At 75.4% G+C, this 3,934-nt stretch carries 4 protein-coding genes and 1 pseudogene; all 5 read left to right on the top strand.

The genetic code is table 11. The features are described from left to right. Positions 1–304, top strand: a 304-nt coding sequence (locus tag KBX53_RS25180) for a glycosyltransferase family 9 protein (protein WP_305797974.1), incomplete at its 5' end; no start/stop codon positions are given. Further along, positions 301–1,275, top strand: coding sequence for a glycosyltransferase (locus KBX53_RS25175; RefSeq protein WP_210861983.1), 975 nt, complete (start codon positions 301–303; stop codon positions 1,273–1,275). The genes KBX53_RS25180 and KBX53_RS25175, both read left to right, overlap by 4 nt. Then, positions 1,260–2,477 carry a glycosyltransferase gene (locus KBX53_RS25170; RefSeq protein WP_210861981.1) on the top strand — a complete coding sequence of 406 codons (1,218 nt, stop codon included), beginning with the start codon at positions 1,260–1,262 and terminating at the stop codon, positions 2,475–2,477. The genes KBX53_RS25175 and KBX53_RS25170 overlap by 16 nt, the downstream gene beginning before the upstream one ends. Continuing rightward, positions 2,474–3,102, top strand: a pseudogene (locus KBX53_RS25165) (SIS domain-containing protein). Before KBX53_RS25170 ends, KBX53_RS25165 begins: the two are co-directional and overlap by 4 nt. Before the next feature lie 16 nt (positions 3,103–3,118). Continuing rightward, on the top strand, positions 3,119–3,934 hold an 816-nt coding region (locus KBX53_RS25160; protein ID WP_309140849.1), incomplete at its 3' end, for a PfkB family carbohydrate kinase.

Genomic DNA, 3,934 nt, shown 5'->3' with positions numbered 1-3,934 from the left:
GGCCGGGCTGGCCGCGATCGTCGCGGACGCCAGCGCGGTCGTGGTCGGCAACACCGGGCCCGCGCACCTGGCGGCCGCCACCGGAGTGCCGGTGGTGAGTCTCTTCGCGCCGACGGTTCCGTTCGGACAGTGGGGGCCCTACCGGGTGCCCGCCGTCCGGCTCGGCGACGCCGCCGGGCCCTGCCGGGACACCCGGGCGGCCAGCTGCCCGGTCCCCGGGCACCCCTGCCTCAGCGGCATCGACCCGGAGCAGGTGGTCGACGCGCTCCGGACGCTCACGGTCAGCGGTGGTGGCGGCCGATGAACATCCTGCTCTGGCACGTGCACGGCTCCTGGACCACGTCGTTCGTGCACGGCAGCCACCGCTACCTGATTCCCACCACACCCGACCGCGGCCCGTACGGCCTCGGCCGGGCCCGCACCTACCCGTGGCCGGACAACGCGGTCGAGGTCAGCCCGCAGGAACTGCCGAGCGCCGACGTGGACCTGGTGATCCTGCAACGCCCCGAGGAACTCGACCGGGCCGAGGAGTGGCTTCGGCGCCGCCCGGGCCGCGACCTTCCGGCGATCTACGTCGAACACAACACACCCAAGGGCGACGTGCCCAACACCCGCCACCCGATGGCCGACCGCGACGACCTGCTCATCGCCCACGTCACCGGGTTCAACCAGATCTTCTGGGACACCGGCGCCACCCGCACCACTGTTGTCGACCACGGCATCGTCGCCCCCTCGGCGTCCTACACGGGCGAGTTGGACCGGCTCGCCGTGGTGATCAACGAGCCGGTACGCCGAGGCCGGGTCACCGGCACCGACCTGCTGCCCCAGTTCGCCGAGATCGCGCCGCTGGACGTGTTCGGCATGGGGGTCGCCGGCCTGGCCGACCACCTGGGGCTGCCCGCCGACCGGCTCACCAGCCACGACGACGTGCCCCAGGAGCGGATGCACGTCGAACTGGCCCGGCGGCGGGCGTACCTGCACCTGTGCCGGTGGACCTCCCTCGGGCTGAGCCTCATCGAGGCGATGGCGATCGGCATGCCGGTCGTCGCGCTCGCCACCACCGAGGCGGTGATGGCGGGGCCCCCGCAGGCGGGGGCGCTGGCCACCCGGACCGACACCCTGCTCGACGCCGCCCGCCGGTTCATCACCGAACCGGCGACCGCGCGCCAGGCCGGGGCGGCGGCGCGAACCGCCGCACGCGACAGGTACGGCCTCGACCGTTTCCTCGCTGACTGGGACCGGCTGCTGGAGGAGGAAGTATGCGGATCGCGATGATCTCGGAGCACGCCAGCCCGCTCGCCGTCCTCGGAGGGGAGGATGCCGGCGGCCAGAACACGCACGTCGCGGAGCTGTCCGCCGCGCTCGCCGCCGCCGGGCACGAGGTGCGGGTCTACCCCCGCCGCGACGCGCCCGACCTGCCGGTGACCGTCGGCAGCCCGGACGGGTACGACGTGGTGCACGTGCCGGCCGGCCCGGCCGAGCCGGTGGCCAAGGACGCCCTGCTGCCGCACATGCGGGAGTTCAGCGCCTGGCTGATCGAACGCTGGCGCGGCGGCGACTGGGTGCCCGAGTTGTTCCACGCGCACTTCTGGATGAGTGGTCTGGCCGGGCTGACGGCCGGCCGGCAGACCGGGGGGCCGGTGGTGCTGACGTACCACGCGTTGGGCACCGTGAAGCGCCGCTACCAGGGGGTGCAGGACACCAGCCCGGCCCGACGGATCTCCTACGAGCGGGAGCTGGGCCGCTCGGTCGACCGGGTCGTCGCGCAGTGCCGCGACGAGGTGGGCGAGCTGGTCCGCATGGGGGTGCCCCGGTCCCGGATGACGGTGGTGCCCTCCGGGGTCAACCTCGCCACCTTCGCCCCGCTCGGACCGGCCGCCGAGAGGGAACCGGGACGGGCCCGGATCCTCACCGTGGGCCGGTTGGTCGAGCGCAAGGGCTTCCAGACGGTGGTCCGTGCGATGGCGTTGGTGCCGGACGCCGAGTGCGTGGTCGTCGGCGGCCCACCCGAGGGGCTGTTGGAGACCGACCCGTACGCCCGCCGGCTGCGGGCCCTCGCCGAGTCGTGCGGGGTGGCCGACCGGGTGCACCTGGTCGGGGCGGTGCCCCGGGAGGAGATGGGCCGCTGGTACCGCTCGGCGGACCTGCTGGTCGCGGCGCCCTGGTACGAGCCGTTCGGGTTGACCCCGTTGGAGGCGATGGCGTGCGGGGTGCCGGTCGTCGGCACGGCCGTGGGTGGCATCCGGGACACCGTTGTCGACGGGACGACCGGTGATCTCGTGCCGGCCCGGGATCCGCAGGCCCTGGCCACCGCGATCCAGGGGTTGCTCGACGACCGGATCAGGCGCTTCGCGTACGCGACGGCGGCCCGCGAGCGGGCCCGGGCGCGGTACTCGTGGGCGGCGACCGCCGAGCGGCTGGTCGAGGTCTACAGCGAGGTGGCCGCCGTGCGCCGGCCGACCCGGGTGGTGGCCTGATGCCGACGGGCAGCCTGCTCGACACCCACCTGACGAATCTCGCGGCGGCGCTGGTGCCGTACCGGCGGTGTGAGCGGCAGCTGACGCGCTGGGGCGCGGACCTGGCCCACCGGCTGGCCGCCGGGGGTCGCCTGCTGGTCGCCGGCAACGGCGGCAGCGCCGCCGAGGCCCAGCACCTCACCGCCGAGCTGGTCGGCAAGCTGCGCGACGATCGTCGGCCGCTGTCGGCGATCGCGCTGCACGCCGAGACGAGCGCGCCCACGGCCGCCCCGGCGACATCCTGCTGCTGCTGAGCACCAGTGGGACCAGCGCCAACCTGGTGGCCGCCGCGCGGGCCGCCCGCGACGTCGGGGTGACCTCCTGGGCGCTCACCGGCGTCGCTCCCAATCCGCTCGCCGACGCCTGCGACGACGTGCTGGCCGTCGCGTCCCCGGACACCCAGGTCGTCCAGGAGCTGCACCTCGTGACCAGTCATCTGCTCTGCGAGTACCTCGAACAGGAGTTGCCGGCCGCGCTGGCCGCAGTCGGCGACCCGGCGGTCGTCCACCCCGGGCCCGGGGAGCCGGCACCGGTGGGGGTCGAGGTGGTGCTGGACGGCGGGACCGGACAGCAGGTCGACGCGTGAGGATGAGGAGGCAGGCGTGAGGGGACCGGTGGTGGTGCTGGGGGACACCCTGCTCGACCGGGACGTGGAAGGCGTGGTGAACCGGCTCTGCCCGGACTCCCCGGTGCCGGTGCTCGACGAGACAGCGGCCACCGACCGGCCGGGGGGCGCCGGGCTGGCGGCGGTGTTCGCCGCCGCGCAGGGCGCCGAGGTGGTGCTGGTGACCGCGCTCGCCGACGACGCCGGTGGGGCTCGGCTGAGCGCCCTGCTCACCGCCGCCGGCGTGCAGGTGTACCCCCTGGCCCTCTCCGGCGCGACGCCGGAAAAGATCCGGCTGCGGGCCCGGGGACGGGTGCTGCTGCGTCACGACCGGGGCGGCACGTCCGGGGAGCCGGGTCAGCCCTCCGACGAGGTGCTGCGGGTGATTGCGTCGGCGTCGGCGGTACTGGTCAGCGACTACGGCCGGGGGGTGGCCCGGCAGCTCGCCTTGCGCGACGCGTTGGCCGCCACCCGCGCGCCGGTGGTGTGGGACCCGCATCCGCGCGGCCCGGCGGCGGTGCCCGGCGTCCACCTGGCCACCCCGAACGAGTCCGAGGTGCGCGAGCTGGTCCCCGCGCTGCCCGGCGCCTCCCGACTGGCCACCGCGTCGCGCGGCGCACAGGGGCTGCGGCGACGCTGGCGGGCCGGCGCGGTCGCGGTGACGTTGGGCGGTGACGGCGCGCTGCTCTGCCACGCGGGGTCGACGCCGCTGGTGGTGCCGACGCCGGGTAGCGCCGAGGGGGACACCTGCGGTGCCGGCGACCGGTTCGCGGCGGCCGCCAGCCTCGCGTTGGCCCAGGGGGCGCTGGTCTCC

It is taken from the genome of Micromonospora sp. M51, assembly GCF_018070305.1.
GTDB classification, from domain to species: Bacteria; Actinomycetota; Actinomycetes; order Mycobacteriales; family Micromonosporaceae; genus Micromonospora; species Micromonospora parva.
The sequence above is the reverse complement of the archived record's forward strand: the minus strand, read 5'-3'. Positions and strand labels throughout refer to the sequence as shown.